Below are 17,054 nucleotides of genomic sequence, written 5' to 3'. Positions count from 1 at the left end.
TAAATCAAAAAGAAAGAAAATACATCTGCAGAAGTAGAATCTGAAATTTTACAAAAACGCTTTTCAATAAGTCGTCAGCAAAAAATTACCTTCGGGATTTTGCTTATATTGTTTTCTATAGCATTAGCAATTTCCTTTATTTCCTATTTTGTTAATGGTAAATTTGATCAAAGTGAGGTTAATGAATTTGGAAATAGAACATCAGAGGTTCAAAACTGGCTGGGAAAATTAGGCGTATTTTTAGCTAATTTTTTTGTTTATCAAGGATTTGGTATTGCAGCATTTTTATTTGTTCGATTGTTATTTTTAACAGGATCTTATTTAGTACTTGATTTAGCGGTTTCTAAATTAAAGAAAACGTGGTTTTGGGATATTTTTGTAATAATCATTCTTTCAATTCTTTTTGGTTTTTTTAGCACTTCTCTTCCAGAATTAGGAGGAGTAGTTGGGTTTGAAATGAATTCATTTTTACAAGACTATTTAGGGAAAGCAGGTACTTTACTTACCTTACTTTTTGGAATCGTTATTTATCTTGTTTTTAAAATAAGAATATCGCCAGAAAAGATAAAAGAAGCTTTTGAAAAAACAAAATCTGAGTTAAAAGAGGATTTTAAAAATCCATTATCTAAAGAAAGTGAAACACTTTATAATTTAGAAGAATTTGCAGTTCCAGAAGAAGAAATTCAATCCGTTTCAAAAAGTAAAGAAAAAGTTTTTAAAGAAATAATAAAACCTATAGAGGAAGATTGTGAAGATGAAGAATTAGAAGGTATTATTTTAAAAACAATACCTTCTAAATTAGAAATTAACAAAGATACTTTAAAACCTACTATAGGTACTCCTTCAGAGTTGACTTTAGATGTAAATCCTACTATAAAACCATTAAATGAATCAGAATATAATTCAGATGAATTGGTGATTGAAAAAGTAGAAGAGGAGGATATTATAGAAGAAAATTTAGCGGAACGTTTAGTGGCTCATTTTGGAGAATTTGATCCTACTTTAGATCTTTCCAACTATAAGTTTCCAACTATTGATTTATTGAAGGAATATGGTTCGGCAGGAATTACTATTAATCAAGAAGAATTAGAAGAAAATAAAAATCGAATAGTAGAAACACTTCGTAACTATAAAATAGATATTGCTCAAATAAAAGCTACTGTTGGACCTTCTGTGACTTTGTATGAAATAGTACCGGAAGCAGGTGTACGTATTTCTAAAATTAAAAGCTTGGAAGATGATATTGCTCTTTCGTTAGCTGCATTGGGAATTCGTATTATAGCACCTATGCCAGGTAAAGGAACTATTGGTATTGAAGTTCCTAATAAAAATCCAACTTTAGTTCCCATGAAAGGCGTAATTGCATCAGCAAAATTTCAAGAAGCAGAAATGGAGTTGCCAATAGCTTTAGGAAAGACGATTTCTAATGAAACATTTGTAGTTGACTTAGCTAAAATGCCCCACTTATTAATGGCAGGAGCAACTGGACAAGGTAAGTCAGTAGGTTTAAATGCGGTGCTTACCTCTTTGCTGTATAAAAAACATCCTGCTGAAGTTAAATTTGTTTTAGTTGATCCTAAAAAAGTTGAATTAACTCTTTTTAATAAAATAGAAAGGCATTATTTAGCAAAATTACCAGATACAGAAGATGCTATTATAACTGATAATTCAAAAGTAATTACTACTTTAAATTCTTTATGTGTAGAGATGGATAATCGTTATTCTTTATTAAAAGATGCAATGGTCCGTAATATTAAAGAATATAATGAAAAATTTAAACAAAGGAAATTAAATCCAGAAGCAGGACATCGCTTTTTACCATATATTGTTCTAGTTGTAGATGAGTTTGCAGATTTAATTATGACAGCTGGAAAAGAGGTGGAAACACCCATTGCGCGTTTGGCACAATTAGCCCGTGCAATAGGAATACATTTAATAATAGCTACGCAAAGACCTTCCGTAAATGTAATTACAGGTATTATTAAAGCTAATTTCCCTGCCCGTATAGCTTTTAGAGTTACTTCTAAGATTGATTCCAGAACAATTTTAGATCAACAAGGAGCTGATCAGTTAATAGGTAGAGGAGATTTGTTGTATACAAATGGTAATGATTTAGTACGTGTTCAATGTGCTTTTGTAGATACTCCAGAAGTGGAAAAAATTACTGAATTTATTGGTGCCCAGAAAGCTTATCCAAATGCTTATTTGCTTCCTGAGTTTATTGGTGAAGAAGGAAGCGGTACAAGTCTTGATATAGATATTTCAGAACGAGATCCTCTTTTTAGAGATGCTGCTGAAGTAATTGTTACAGCTCAGCAAGGATCAGCATCTTTAATCCAGCGAAAACTAAAATTAGGCTATAATCGTGCGGGTAGATTAATAGATCAGTTAGAAGCAGCAGGTATTGTGGGACCTTTTGAAGGGAAGTAAAGCGCGTAGCGTAAATGTACCTGATTTAGTAGCTCTTGAACATTTTTTAAATAATGAGAAAAACAATTAATATAAAATGAAAAAAATAATAGTAGTATTATTAACCTTAATTTCGTTTAGTTTTCAGGCTCAAAATGATCCTAAAGCAAAAGCTATATTAGATAAAGTAGCAGCAAAAGTTAAGTCTTTTAAAACTATTCAAGTAGATTTTAAATATAATTTGCAAAATACGAAAGAAGGAATTAACCAAGATAATAAAGGAAACGTAACTCTATCAGGAAATAAATACCTTTTGAATTTTTTAGGTCTTACTAAAATTTGTGATGGAACAAAAGTATATACTATATCAAAAGAAGATGAAGAGGTTTCTATAGCAAAAGTAGGAAATGAAGAGGAAGCAGATACTCCTGCTAAAATGTTAACTTTCTTTAATAAAGGATTTAAATATACTTGGGATATAAATCAAACAATTAAAGGTAAAAAAATTCAATATATAAAGTTAGTTCCAATAAGTTCTAAAGATGATCGTAAACAAATTTTAGTAGGAGTTGATACAGCAACTCAGTTAATTTATAATACGATTACTCTAAATAAAAATGGCACAAAAGTAACCCTAACAGTTAATTCTTTAAAAACGAATGGGACTTTGCCTAAAAACTATTTTACATTTGTAAAATCAAAGTACCCAAATTATTACATCAATAACCTGGATTAATCTTACTAATGAAAATCCTAGACCGATATTTACTTAAGTCCTTCCTGATTACATTTACTTCGGTATTTGTAATCTTGTTTTTTATATTCATTTTACAAACTGTATGGTTGTTTATATCTGAATTAGCAGGAAAAGATCTTGATTTTATTATGATTATCAAGTTTTTAATTTTTGCTACGCCTAAACTAATGCCTATGGTAGTGCCTCTAACGGTATTGTTAGCTTCTATTATGACATTTGGAGATTTAGCAGAGCATTATGAATTTGCAGCTATGAAATCAGCAGGAGTTTCTTTTTTAGAAGCTTGAAAATTTTATTAGTTTTTATTTTTGGATTAAGTATAATAGCATTTTTCTTTGCTAATAATATTATACCATATTCAGAATATAAGTTTACTAATTTTAGACGAAATTTAGCTCAAGTAAAACCTGCTTTAGCAATTGCAGAAGGACAATTTTGTGATATAGGGGAATTTAATATTAAAGTTGAAAAGAAAACAGGGGAAAAGGGAGAGATTCTAAAAGCAGTTACGATACATAAAAAATCTACTACAGGGGAAGGGGTAAGAACCGTTATAAAATCAAAAGAAGGTGTTCTTGTATCTTCTGAAGCTAGTAATTTATTGCAATTAGTATTAAAAGAGGGATATTATTATGAAGATATTAGCCCTGTTGATTATGAACAACGTCAAAAATTACCTTTCGTAAAAGTATTTTTTAAACAATATACAATTAATATTGATTTATCTAAATTAAATACAAATGATGCACTGAAAGATGAATTAAAAAATTCAGATGCAATGCTAAAAATAAATGATTTAAGATATACGGCAGATTCTTTAAGAACTAATTATAATAAAGAATTAATTGCTCTTGCAGATAATAATTATCAACGCCTTGGAGTTACGAATAACTATAATGTAGATACAGTTAAAATTAAGAATACCAAAAAAACAGATTTACTGAGTATTATTAAAGATAAATCCTCTAAGATTAATGTTTTAAATGTAGCTGAAAGTGATTTGATAAGTTCTAAAAGTAATTTAGAAATGTATGAGTTTGCCATGTTATCAAAAGAAAAAGAAATAAATGGTTATTTGAATGCTATTTTTGAAAAGTTTACTTTTAGCTATGCCTGTATATTAATGTTTTTTATAGGTGCACCACTAGGAGCTATTATTCGTAAGGGAGGATTAGGCTTACCTATTGTATTTGCTATGCTTATTTTTATTTCTTTTCATTTTATGAATACATTTAGTAAAAAGATGGCACAAGAATCTCAAATTCCTGTTTTTTTAGGAGCATCTTTAGCTTCAATAGTATTAACTCCATTAGCCATTTATTTAACTAAAAAAGCAATAAATGATAATGGTAATATTAATTTTGATTTTATTACAGAACCATTTACAAAAATATATACAAAACTAACACAACTCAAAAAAAATAAAGATGGAGACACAAACCATTAAATTAAATACCATAGAAGAAGCTATTGAAGATATTCGCCAAGGAAAAGTAATTATTGTGGTTGATGATGAAGACCGAGAAAATGAAGGCGATTTTCTTGCAGCTGCTGAAAAAATAACACCAGAAATGGTTAATTTTATGGCTACTCATGGTAGAGGGCTTATTTGTGCACCACTAACAGAAACACGTTGTAGAGAACTAGGCTTAAACCCAATGGTGACTAATAATACAGATCATATGGAAACAGCTTTTACTGTTTCTGTTGATTTAAAAGGACATGGAGTTACTACTGGAATATCAGCGTCTGATAGAGCTAAAACTATTCAAGCATTAGTTAATCCTGATACAAAACCATTTGATTTAGCTCGTCCTGGTCATATTTTTCCTTTAATAGCTAAAAAAGGAGGTGTTTTGAGACGTACAGGTCATACAGAAGCCGCTATAGATTTTGCTCGTTTAGCAGGTCTAAAGCCAGCAGGAGTTATTGTAGAAATCATGAATGAAGATGGAACAATGGCCAGACTCCCACAACTTGTAGAAGTAGCTCAGAAATTTAGTTTAAAATTAGTTTCTATAGAAGATTTAGTAGCTTACAGAATGCAGCATGACAGTTTAATTGTAAAAAAAGAAGACTTTGATATACAGACTCGTTTTGGTGTTTTTCGTTTAAGAGCGTATGAACAAATTACTAATAAACAAATTCATATCGCTTTAACAAAAGGAACTTGGAATTCAGGAGAGCCTGTTTTAACAAGAATTAATTCTTCTCAGGTTAATAATGATTTATTAGGTACTTTAACAAATAATGTTGATAAGCAATTAGATGATATGTTTAAAGTTATTAACGAACAAGGAAAAGGAGCTGTTATTTTTATTAATCAAGATATTCAAGCAATAAGTTTATTAAATCGTATCACAGAATTAAGAGAATTACAACAACAAGGTGAAATGAAAGCACCAAAAATAGTAATTGATAGTAAAGATTATGGAATAGGAGCTCAGATTTTGCATGATATAGATATTACTAAAATCCGTTTAGTTTCTAATACAGAAGTAGGTAAACGAGTAGGAATGATAGGTTATGGATTAGAAATTGTAGAATATGTAAATTATTAAATTATATTTTTTAAGTAAAAAGTTTGCAGAAATAAAAAAACATCTTATATTTGCACTCGCAATACGGAAGTATTGTTTTTTACTGGAGAAATGGCAGAGTGGTCGAATGCGGCAGTCTTGAAAACTGTTGACTGTAACAGGTCCGGGGTTCGAATCCCTCTTTCTCCGCCGAAAGGATAAAGGTCTGAGTAATCAGACCTTTTTTTTGTATTGTGGAGGGATGTTTTGGTTTAAGTAAGATTTCTGTGGTGTACTAATTAAATCTGTAAATTTAGGATCAAAACAAAAAGATATAAGGAAAATGTATAACTATCATAAATTTCTTTATTTTTATAAAACATTTGCTTAATTTTGGTATTAAAAATGCTTGGGTGGAACTTTTTAGAGTTTAATAAAGATTTTTTCTTAACCAATGATAATGAGCGTTTTTATTGATTTTGATACAATTACATATCTTTTCAACAGGATAAATATTCTTGTTTTTAAAAATGAATTCATATTTTATCTATCGTTTTTGTAAAACATGTTTTCTGCTTATTTTAGGATATCATGTTCTAGTTAACATCTTCTAATTCCGCCCTGAATTGTTTTAATTCTATTTCTAAAACAGATAGTTCCGTCTTTTAGAAAAATCACCCAATTTTAAATGAAATCCTTTTCTCCATCTTCGTAACATACTATTATTTAAAAGATATTCTTGACTAACTTCTTTTGTTGATTGGTCTAACTTTAACAATTCTACAATCATAATTTTAAAGTCATTCTTATAAATTTCCTCATAATTAAAATATAACTATTTATGTGCTTAATTATTATCTCAAAACAAAGATAGGTGCTCTAAATAGGATGTGGTAAAACATTTCTTATACGTTTGTTAAAACCTTTTGTAAAACAGTAGTATAATATAAAAAAATGTTGATAAATTTCTTTTTAACCCAGATTGCACATTAGGATAAATTTGAATTTTAGAAATATTTTTTTGACAAAAATCAAATCATAAAAAATGGATTTATTTGAAAACATTCAGTAGAACATTCGTTTTTATGAAAATTATAAAATGAATTTTATTAAAAAATTTCTAACGTGTAATCTGGGTTTAATTCAAAAAATATGGATACAAAGTATTATGGTCTTATATTAAAAAATGAAATTTTAAACAATGACTAACAAGATATTGCTTTGACGGTTTAGGAAGGGAATAGTGAATTAAGCATTTTGAGAATGACTGTAATAGTTAAAATACTCATTACTGGCTATGAGTATTTTATTGAAAACAATTCTATAGCATCATATATTAGAACAAATATATCAGTTGTAGAAATTGAAAATTTGTATGATAATCGTTTGTGTTCTAGAATGAGAGAAATGTTTAATTTGATAATCTTTAATAGTTTTTCTTATGAGAAAAATGATGTTTGGTGAAAACGCAATAATTTATGTTAAAATTTGAGTTTTATTAGGGTTTTTAGTTTTTTTATCTATTTTTATTAATAATAAAAATTTATTGTTTATTTGTGAATTTAATTTTATTTTTTAAAAAAATATTGTTTTAAAATAAGTATTTTTTATTTTTTATCACAATAAAAATTATTATTTCTCGTTTTTGTAAAACAACAAACAACTAAACTAAATGACAACAACACAAACTTCTAGAATAATTAGGTTTTATACTAATTTCATTACTCTTATGAATAAAATTGCACTCTTCTAGTTTGTGATTTTCAAAAAGAACTAAAAAACAGTATAAATTCTATATTGCTTTTTTCTACTCATTTTTTAAAAAGAAAATTCTTAATAATTTAATGGATAAAATATTTCATTCTCCACTTAAAAGAAGAGATCTAGTTCATATATATGAGTTTAATAGTATTAATCAAAATATTAATTCCATAATAATTCTCAATGAAGAATTAGAGTATTTTTTAAAGTATCAAAAAACAACTCATTAGCTAAGTTTTCAATCTTAGCTAGTGTGATCTCTTTTTGTGTAAAAGTACTTTTATGATTTTCAATCAATAATTAAGGTTTCTGCATCACATGATCTAAATTTAGAGGAAGATATATTACTCGATTTAAATGGCAAAAAAGAAATAACTTTTAAAGAAAACATTCAATCCGTTTCATTAGCTTTTAAAGAAGCCATACTTCAGAATAATTATAAAAGCGAAAGAGTTTTATTACAAGATTATTCTAATCTTACTATTCAATACAATAAAACAAGTGTTGAAGGAGAAAAAAATTTAACATTCATAATTTTAGAAGAAGAGGAAAATATAGTTTTAGAAGTAACCTTCCCAAAAGATTACCCTGTTTATCTGATAGAAAACCTTTTAGTGAATTGCAAACAAATTCTGCTCTCGTTAGAGCATTTGTTAAATAATAAATTAAGTGATTACAATCTTGTTAATGAAAATGACTTCCAAAAAATACTTTACGATTTTAATGATACTAAAGTAAGTTGTCCTAACAATAAGACAATAGTAGATCTTTTTGAAGAACAAGTAATTAAATCGTCCGAAAAAGTAGCCGTTTATTTTGATAATAAACAATTTACCTACAAGGAACTTAATGGAAAGGTCAATCAATTTGCACGTTATTTAAACTCTAATTATAATATCCAATCAAGGAAAGTAGTGGCTTGTTTGCTACCCAAATCCTATGATTTGCTTGTAGCTTTCCTTGCAATTGAAAAACTAGGCTGTGTCTATTTGCCAATAGACCCTCATTATCCTTCTAATCGAATAGAATTCATACTAAATGATAGTCAAAGTGATATTCTAATAAGTACAGATGAAATTATTAAAAATCTTAATATTGAGAAAGATTATGCAAGCTTAGAATATGAAAAGATTAAGAATGAGTCTGTCAATAATTTAGATAGAGATATTTCGCCTAATGATCTTGCTTACTTAATTTATACTTCTGGCTCTACAGGAAATCCTAAAGGGGTGTTAATTGAACATACAAGTAATATTAACATGTCTTTTGACCAAATTAAGACATTTGATATCACTTCAAATGACAAAATTGTTTGGTTTGCCTCTATTGCTTTTGATGCATCAATCTCAGAAATGATGATGAGTTTATACTCAGGGGCTACTTTATGTATTCCTTCAGAATATGAAATAAAAGATACAAAACAATTCACTGATTTTATCAATTCTACGCAATCTACAGTTGTAACTTTTCCTCCAAGTTACTTAGAGAAACTCAATATTGATGAACTCACCAGTTTAAGAGTTATAATTACTGCTGGGGAATCTGCAAATCCATTTATAGCAAAAAAAGTATTGAATAATAATAAAAAATACTTTAATGCCTATGGACCTACTGAATATTCTGTATGTACAAGTATTTTTCAACTCGAGTCAAATGAAGAATATAAAATACTTCCCATCGGTCGCCCCATTTCCAACACCCAAGTTTACATTTTAGATCAAGACAAGAAGGTGGTTCCAATTGGCGTAACTGGAAAGTTGTATATATCTGGCGCAGGCTTATCAAGAGGCTATTTAAACAAACCTGAATTAACGGCAGAGAAGTTTATAGTAAATCCATTTGAAGAAGGAACCAAGATGTATGACACGGGAGACTTAGCTAGATGGTTGCCTGACGGGAATATAGAGTTTTTAGGTAGAGCCGATTTTCAGGTTAAAATACGTGGGTATCGTATAGAATTTGGAGAGATTGAAACAAGTTTATCACAATTTAGTGAAGACATTGCTCAAGTAGTGGTAGAAGCAAAAGAAATCAACTCCGAAAAAGTATTAGTTGCCTACTATACCACAAGAGAAAACAAAGAAATAGATAAAACTAATTTACGTGAATACCTACAAAGTAAACTTCCAGAGTATATGGTACCCAGTTACTTTGTTGAGCTTGAAACGATACCATTAACCCCTAATGGAAAAATAGACCGCAAAGGGTTACCAAGTGTTAGTGGAGAGGACTTAATACGTAGAGAATACATAGCGCCAAGGAATGCGACAGAAGAACAATTAGTTACAATATGGCAAGAAGTATTAGGAGTAGAAAATATAGGTATAACCGATAGTTTCTTTGAATTAGGCGGTCATAGTTTAATGGCAGCTCAAGTGCTTAATAAAATTCACCAACGATTATCCCTGCAAATAAGTTTCAAAGATTTTTTTGCCACTCCTACTATTAAAGGAATTTCAAAAAATCTAAGTCATAAGAACTATGTAGCCATTCCTAAAGCAGCAGAACAAGAAAACTATCCTTTAACCCCATCACAACAAAGATTATGGGTATTGAGTCAGTTAGAAGGTGGTTCGCAGGCTTATAATATGCCAGCGGTAGTTCGACTAAAAGGAGAATTAGATATTACTAATTTTGAAAAAGCTTTCCAAGAATTAATAGCAAGACACGAGATTCTACGTACGTGTTTTAGATCGGATAAAAACACAGGAGAAATCCGTCAACATATAAAAACACAAGAAGATATAACATTTAATCTAACAGTTTTAGATTTTCAAGATGCTGATAGTGTTGCTATAGAAAACTATTTACAACAAACCAATGCAGAAGCTTTTGATTTAGAACAAGGTCCTTTATTACGAGCAAGCCTATTACAAAAAGGAGCAAACGAGTATGTGTTTTTCCTATCAATGCACCACATTATTGGTGATGGTTGGTCAACCGAGTTGTTGATTTCAGAAGTAGTGAATAATTACAATTCATTGTTACAAGACGGAGTAATAACAGCAACAGAACTTCCTATTCAATACAAAGACTATGCGGTATGGTTACAAGAAGAAATCAAAGGCGAGAAATATGAAAAGGCGGAGAAGTATTGGCTAGCACAATTCTCAGGCGAACTACCAGTATTGGATCTACCAAGTTACAAGACACGTCCACTAATTCAAACCTATAATGGAGACAATGTAAGTCAGTTATTTTCAAAGGAATTTACCAGTAAATTAAAACAGTATTCAGAAGATAAAGGAGTTACCCTTTTTATGACTTTAATGGCGGGTATAAAAGCCTTGTTATATCGTTATACAGGTCAAACCGATTTGGTCATAGGAACCCCAATAGCAGGAAGAGAACATCCCGATTTAGAAAATCAAATAGGATTGTACTTAAATACCCTAGCTATCCGAACACAATTAGAAGAAGATGCTAATAGTTTTGCTTCTCTATTACAAAAGGAGAAAGAAATTTTATTGAGAGCTTATGAACATCAATTATATCCATTTGATGAATTAGTAGGGAAACTCAATTTAAAACGCGATACCAGTCGTTCAGTTCTATTTGATGTTTTAGTGGTATTACAAAACCAAAATCAACTTCGATTAGGAGGTACTACTAATGATATAAAGAGTTTAAAAGTTGAGGAATATGATTATCATAGAAAGACATCACAATTTGATGTGAGTTATACTTTTGCGGAAGAAGCAGATCAATTAGGTCTTACTATTGAGTATAATACCGATATCTATGATTTGTTCTTAATAGAGAGAATGTTTGCACATTTAGAGAGTTTATTAACCCAAGCTATCGAAAATGATACGCAACTAATTGAAACCATTGACTTTTTAACTACTAAAGAGCGTCATCAATTATTGTATGATTTTAATGATACCAAGGTAGATTATCCAAAGGATAAGACTATCGTGGAATTGTTCGAAGAACAAGTAGTTAAAACACCTGATAATGTAGCAGTTGTTTTTGATAATGTCGAGTTAACGTATCAAGAACTTAATGAACAAGCCAATCAATTAGGAGCGTATCTAAGAGAAAATTATCAAATACAGCCCGATGACTTAATAGCTATAAAGCTAGAAAGAAGCGAGAAGATGATTGTGGTTATCCTAGGAATATTAAAATCAGGAGCAGCGTATGTCCCTATTGATCCAGCATACCCACAAGATCGTATTGATTATATAGAACAAGATACTCAAGCGAAAGTTACCATCAATGAAGAGTTTTTAACAGAATTCAATAATGCTAAAAGCAATTACGATAATTCTAATCTAGAAATTATTAGTAAACCAGATAATTTAGCTTATATCATTTACACTTCAGGAACCACAGGACAACCTAAAGGGGTGATGATTGAGAATAGAAGTGTAGCTAATATCTATGAATCTTGGAAAAAAGAGTATCAATTAGAAAAAAATCGAAATTAATTTACTTCAATTAGCAAGTATTTCATTTGACGTTTTTGTGGGAGATATATGCCGTTCTATTCTTAATGGTGGAAAAATGGTAATCTGTCCAAATAATGTTAAATTAGATTATCAATCTCTGTATGAGTTGCTAAAGAAACATAAAATTTCAATTTTAGAAGGAACCCCTTCTTTATTATTAGGCCTGTGTGATTTGATAATAACGAAAAAATTAGATTTTTCATTTTTAAAAATTTTCATTTTCGGTTCAGACAGTTTTAATAATCAAGACTTTTTATCTATTAGAAATAAATTTGGGAATTCTATTAAAGTGATTAATAGCTACGGTGTAACAGAAGTAACAATAGATTCCACATATTTTGATGAAGCTTTAATTGAATTTAGAGGTACTACACCTATTGGAAAACCTTTTTCAAATACTCAAATTTATATAGGAAACAAAAATAGATTAGCTCCCATTGGTGTTTACGATAGATTGTATATATCTGGATCAGGCTTATCGCGAGGCTATTTAAACAAACCTGAATTAACGGCAGAGAAGTTTATAGTAAATCCATTTGAAGAAGGAACCAAGATGTATGACACGGGAGACTTAGCTAGATGGTTGCCTGACGGGAATATAGAGTTTTTAGGTAGAGCCGATTTTCAGGTTAAAATACGTGGGTATCGTATAGAATTGGGAGAGATTGAAACAAGTTTATCACAATTTAGTGAAGACATTGCTCAAGTAGTGGTAGAAGCAAAAGAAATCAACTCCGAAAAAGTATTAGTTGCCTACTATACCACAAGAGAAAACAAAGAAATAGATAAAACTAATTTACGTGAATACCTACAAAGTAAACTTCCAGAGTATATGGTACCCAGTTACTTTGTTGAGCTTGAAACGATACCATTAACCCCTAATGGAAAAATAGACCGCAAAGGGTTACCAAGTGTTAGTGGAGAGGACTTAATACGTAGAGAATACATAGCGCCAAGGAATGCGACAGAAGAACAATTAGTTACAATATGGCAAGAAGTATTAGGAGTAGAAAATATAGGTATAACCGATAGTTTCTTTGAATTAGGCGGTCATAGTTTAATGGCAGCTCAAGTGCTTAATAAAATTCACCAACGATTATCCCTGCAAATAAGTTTCAAAGATTTTTTTGCCACTCCTACTATTAAAGGAATTTCAAAAAATCTAAGTCATAAGAACTATGTAGCCATTCCTAAAGCAGCAGAACAAGAAAACTATCCTTTAACCCCATCACAACAAAGATTATGGGTATTGAGTCAGTTAGAAGGTGGTTCGCAGGCTTATAATATGCCAGCGGTAGTTCGACTAAAAGGAGAATTAGATATTACTAATTTTGAAAAAGCTTTCCAAGAATTAATAGCAAGACACGAGATTCTACGTACGTGTTTTAGATCGGATAAAAACACAGGAGAAATCCGTCAACATATAAAAACACAAGAAGATATAACATTTAATCTAACAGTTTTAGATTTTCAAGATGCTGATAGTGTTGCTATAGAAAACTATTTACAACAAACCAATGCAGAAGCTTTTGATTTAGAACAAGGTCCTTTATTACGAGCAAGCCTATTACAAAAAGGAGCAAACGAGTATGTGTTTTTCCTATCAATGCACCACATTATTGGTGATGGTTGGTCAACCGAGTTGTTGATTTCAGAAGTAGTGAATAATTACAATTCATTGTTACAAGACGGAGTAATAACAGCAACAGAACTTCCTATTCAATACAAAGACTATGCGGTATGGTTACAAGAAGAAATCAAAGGCGAGAAATATGAAAAGGCGGAGAAGTATTGGCTAGCACAATTCTCAGGCGAACTACCAGTATTGGATCTACCAAGTTACAAGACACGTCCACTAATTCAAACCTATAATGGAGACAATGTAAGTCAGTTATTTTCAAAGGAATTTACCAGTAAATTAAAACAGTATTCAGAAGATAAAGGAGTTACCCTTTTTATGACTTTAATGGCGGGTATAAAAGCCTTGTTATATCGTTATACAGGTCAAACCGATTTGGTCATAGGAACCCCAATAGCAGGAAGAGAACATCCCGATTTAGAAAATCAAATAGGATTGTACTTAAATACTCTAGCTATCCGAACACAATTAGAAGATGATGAAAATAGTTTTGCTTCGCTTTTACAAAAGGAAAAAGAAGTTCTATTAGGAGCTTACGAGCATCAATTATATCCATTTGATGAATTAGTAGGGAAACTTAATTTAAAACGTGATACCAGTCGTTCAGTTCTATTTGATGTTTTAGTGGTATTACAAAACCAAAATCAACTTCGATTAGGTAGCAGTACAAATGATATAAAGAGTTTAGAAGTAGCAGAATATGATTATCATAGAAAGACATCACAATTTGATGTAAGTTATACTTTTGCGGAAGAAGCAGATCAATTAGGTCTTACTATTGAGTATAATACCGATATCTATGATTTGTTCTTAATAGAGAGAATGTTTGCACATTTAGAGAGTTTATTAACCCAAGCTATCGAAAATGATACGCAACTAATTGAAACCATTGACTTTTTAACTACTAAAGAGTGTCATCAATTATTGTATGACTTTAATGATACCAAGGTATATTATCCAAAGAATAAAACGATTGTAGAGTTATTTGAAGAACAAGTAGCAAAAACACCTGATAATGTAGCAGTTCAAGATTCCTTGATAAGCTTTACCTACAAAGAGTTACAATTAAAATCAAATGCTGTTGCAACTTATTTAACTTCAAAATTTGGATTGGATAAAGAACCTATCGGGATTATTGTTAATCGTTCGGCTGATTTAATTGTTTTATTACTAGGTATTTTAAAATCGGGTAAAAGTTACATTCCTATAGATCCCTTATTACCAAAAGAAAGAATAGAATACATCATCAATCAAAGTAATTCAAGAGTATTGATAATTGAAGATGACTTGATGAATGATTTTAATTTAACTGAAAAGCCATCAGACAAAGTTAGTTTAATCAGTAAAAAAGAGATTTTAGAATTTGAAGGAAATACCAGTTTTAATTCAAATTCAATTAAAGTTGAAGACACTGCTTATATCATTTATACTTCAGGCTCAACAGGTAATCCAAAGGGAGTTGGAATACCACACAAAGCCTTGTGTAATTTTTTAGTAAGTATTCAAAAACAACCAGGAATTGAATCTCAGGATACACTTTTTTCTGTAACTACTTATTCTTTTGATATTTCTATTTTAGAATTTTTTGCACCTCTTATAAGTGGCGCTTGTGTGTATGTAGCGAGTAAAGAGGTGTTAGGAAATATAGATGTTTTAAAAGAAATTTTAGCAAAAGTTAATCCTTCCGTTATACAAGCCACGCCAAGTTTTTATCAAATGCTATTCAATGCAGATTGGGAAGGAAACAAGAAATTAAAAGTGTTATGTGGAGGAGATAGTTTAAATGAATCACTAAGCAAACAACTTTTGGATTCTTGTCAAGAAGTTTGGAATATGTATGGTCCAACAGAAACAACCATTTGGTCGAGTTGTAAAAAAATAGAAAAACCTTCAGATGCATCGAATATTGGTAAACCTATTGCCAATACACAAATTTATATTGTGGATGCTAATTTGAATGTGTTACCATCAAATACGGTAGGACGAATATTCATTGCAGGCGATGGTTTAGCAAAAGGCTATTACAATAATCCAGATTTGACTTCTGAAAAATTCATTAACAATCCATTCGAACAAGGAACATTGATGTATGAAGTAGGTGATCTAGGAAAATGGAATGAAAAAGGAGAAATAGAGTTTTTAGGTAGAAATGATTTTCAAGTAAAAATACGAGGTTTCCGAATCGAATTAGGAGAAATTGAATCGAAATTGCAAGAAAATGAGCAAATTATTCAAGCGGTAGTAGACGCAAAAGAAATCAACGGGCAAAAATATTTAGTAGCTTATTATACTGAAAAGGGGGAGTCTGAATTAGATACAACAGCTGTTAAATCGTATTTACAAGAAAGATTGCCTGATTATATGGTGCCTAATTTCTTTGTAAAATTAATGAGTATTCCACTCACACCAAATGGTAAAGTAAATCGTAAAGCCTTACCTGAAATTTCTGAGGACAATATAGTAAAGAAAGCTTATATAGCTCCGCAAACAACTATTGAGGTGGCATTAGTTTCCATTTGGCAAGAGATATTAAATGTTGAAAATATTGGTATAACTGATAATTTTTTTGAACTAGGAGGGCATAGTTTATTGGCTATTAAGACAATTCACAGAATAAATGAACTATATGAAATTAATATAAATCTTAATCAATTTTTTGATTTAGTCACTATACAAGAATTAGGAAGAAAAATAAATAATCTGCAATTACTAAAAGATATAACTAAAAAGAATATGAAAATTCAGAATCAGAAACCTTTACAATTTAAATTGAAACAAATTTTATTTACTATTAGTTTACTGTTTTGCTTGACGAATGTTTTAGCACAACACAATATCACTGGGAAATTAGAGCAATCTGATAAAAGTAAAAATCAATTTACGGAGGTATCCTTAATAAATAAGGATTCAATAATTGTGAAGAATGATCTAATAAACGAAGACGGAACTTTTAGTTTAAAAGTGGAACAGTCTGGTACGTATGTTTTCAAAGTTAAACAATTAGGTGAAATTTTATTTAATAAGCAATTGCAGGTTAATTCTGATATTAATTTAGGAATAATACAGTTAGAAGGTGTTAAAAAACTTGAAGAAGTAGTAGTGTCTTCTAAAAGGAAAGTGGTAGAAAGAAAAATTGATAGAGTTGTATTTAATGTAGAAAAATCTATTGCAACAACTGGGGGAGATGCCTTAGATGCACTAAAAATTACACCAGGTGTAAAAGTACAAAATGATAATATTTCTATAATAGGAAAAGGTGTAGTTAGCGTAATGATAGATGATAAAATTATACAACTTAAACAAGAAGAGTTAGGTAATTTTTTGAAGTCTATTTCTGCTGATAATATAAAAAGTATAGAAGTTATTACCACACCACCTGCAAAATATGATGCGGCTGGTAATAGTGGAATGATTAATATTAAAACGAAAACGGCTAAAAAGATTCTTGGAATTCAAATTTTGGAATTGGTTATTTACAAAGAAGTAGACCAGATGGTTCTAGTTTTTTGAATTTT

At 30.1% G+C, this 17,054-nt stretch carries 7 protein-coding genes, 1 tRNA gene and 1 pseudogene; all 9 read left to right on the top strand.

Going from position 1 to position 17,054, the window contains the following annotated elements; genetic code table 11:
* Positions 1 to 3: 3 nt before the first annotated feature.
* The 9 genes and pseudogenes from JJC03_RS16655 (at position 4) to JJC03_RS16620 (ending at position 17,049) form a co-directional block, all read left to right on the top strand.
* A pseudogene (locus JJC03_RS16655) lies at positions 4 to 2,500 on the top strand (DNA translocase FtsK).
* A 6-nt stretch (positions 2,501 to 2,506) separates the two neighbouring features.
* Positions 2,507 to 3,145: an outer membrane lipoprotein periplasmic chaperone LolA1 gene (gene lolA1 / locus JJC03_RS16650; protein WP_088399574.1), complete on the top strand. Its 639-nt coding sequence runs from the start codon at positions 2,507 to 2,509 to the stop codon at positions 3,143 to 3,145.
* Positions 3,146 to 3,153: 8 nt separating this feature from the next.
* Complete coding sequence (locus JJC03_RS19030; RefSeq protein WP_309597696.1) at positions 3,154 to 3,453, top strand: LptF/LptG family permease; 300 nt, start codon at positions 3,154 to 3,156, stop codon at positions 3,451 to 3,453.
* Positions 3,450 to 4,613, top strand: coding sequence for an LptF/LptG family permease (locus JJC03_RS16645; RefSeq protein WP_309597695.1), 1,164 nt, complete (start codon positions 3,450 to 3,452; stop codon positions 4,611 to 4,613). Before JJC03_RS19030 ends, JJC03_RS16645 begins: the two co-directional genes overlap by 4 nt.
* The gene (gene ribB / locus JJC03_RS16640) at positions 4,594 to 5,727 is read left to right on the top strand and encodes a 3,4-dihydroxy-2-butanone-4-phosphate synthase (protein WP_088399571.1); all 1,134 of its coding nucleotides are present in this window, start codon (positions 4,594 to 4,596) and stop codon (positions 5,725 to 5,727) included. The genes JJC03_RS16645 and ribB overlap by 20 nt, the downstream gene beginning before the upstream one ends.
* Before the next feature lie 84 nt (positions 5,728 to 5,811).
* Positions 5,812 to 5,895, top strand: a tRNA-Ser gene (locus tag JJC03_RS16635).
* 1,053 nt (positions 5,896 to 6,948) lie between these two features.
* Positions 6,949 to 7,149, top strand: a complete 201-nt coding sequence (locus JJC03_RS16630) for a hypothetical protein (RefSeq protein WP_235873743.1) — start codon at positions 6,949 to 6,951, stop codon at positions 7,147 to 7,149.
* A gap of 911 nt (positions 7,150 to 8,060) precedes the next feature.
* On the top strand, positions 8,061 to 11,879 hold the full coding sequence (locus tag JJC03_RS16625) for a non-ribosomal peptide synthetase (protein ID WP_235873742.1): 3,819 nt from the start codon (positions 8,061 to 8,063) through the stop codon (positions 11,877 to 11,879).
* Positions 11,869 to 17,049 (top strand): non-ribosomal peptide synthetase, encoded by a 5,181-nt coding sequence (locus tag JJC03_RS16620; RefSeq protein WP_309597818.1) that lies wholly within the window; start codon positions 11,869 to 11,871, stop codon positions 17,047 to 17,049. The genes JJC03_RS16625 and JJC03_RS16620 overlap by 11 nt, the downstream gene beginning before the upstream one ends.
* The last annotated feature ends 5 nt before the right edge of the window (positions 17,050 to 17,054 follow it).

The sequence above is a fragment of the Flavobacterium oreochromis genome, from assembly GCF_019565455.1.
In the GTDB taxonomy this organism is placed as follows: domain Bacteria; phylum Bacteroidota; class Bacteroidia; order Flavobacteriales; family Flavobacteriaceae; genus Flavobacterium; species Flavobacterium oreochromis.
Note: the sequence above shows the minus strand (reverse complement) of the source record. Positions and strands in the feature narration are given on the sequence as shown.

Excerpts from the sequence above, each read along its gene's own strand:
- lolA1 (WP_088399574.1), top strand. The coding sequence starts at position 2,507 with ATGAAAAAAATAATAGTAGTATTATTAACCTTAATTTCGTTTAGTTTT.
- JJC03_RS19030 (WP_309597696.1), top strand. The coding sequence starts at position 3,154 with ATGAAAATCCTAGACCGATATTTACTTAAGTCCTTCCTGATTACATTT.
- ribB (WP_088399571.1), top strand. The coding sequence starts at position 4,594 with ATGGAGACACAAACCATTAAATTAAATACCATAGAAGAAGCTATTGAA.
- JJC03_RS16630 (WP_235873743.1), top strand. The coding sequence starts at position 6,949 with ATGACTGTAATAGTTAAAATACTCATTACTGGCTATGAGTATTTTATT.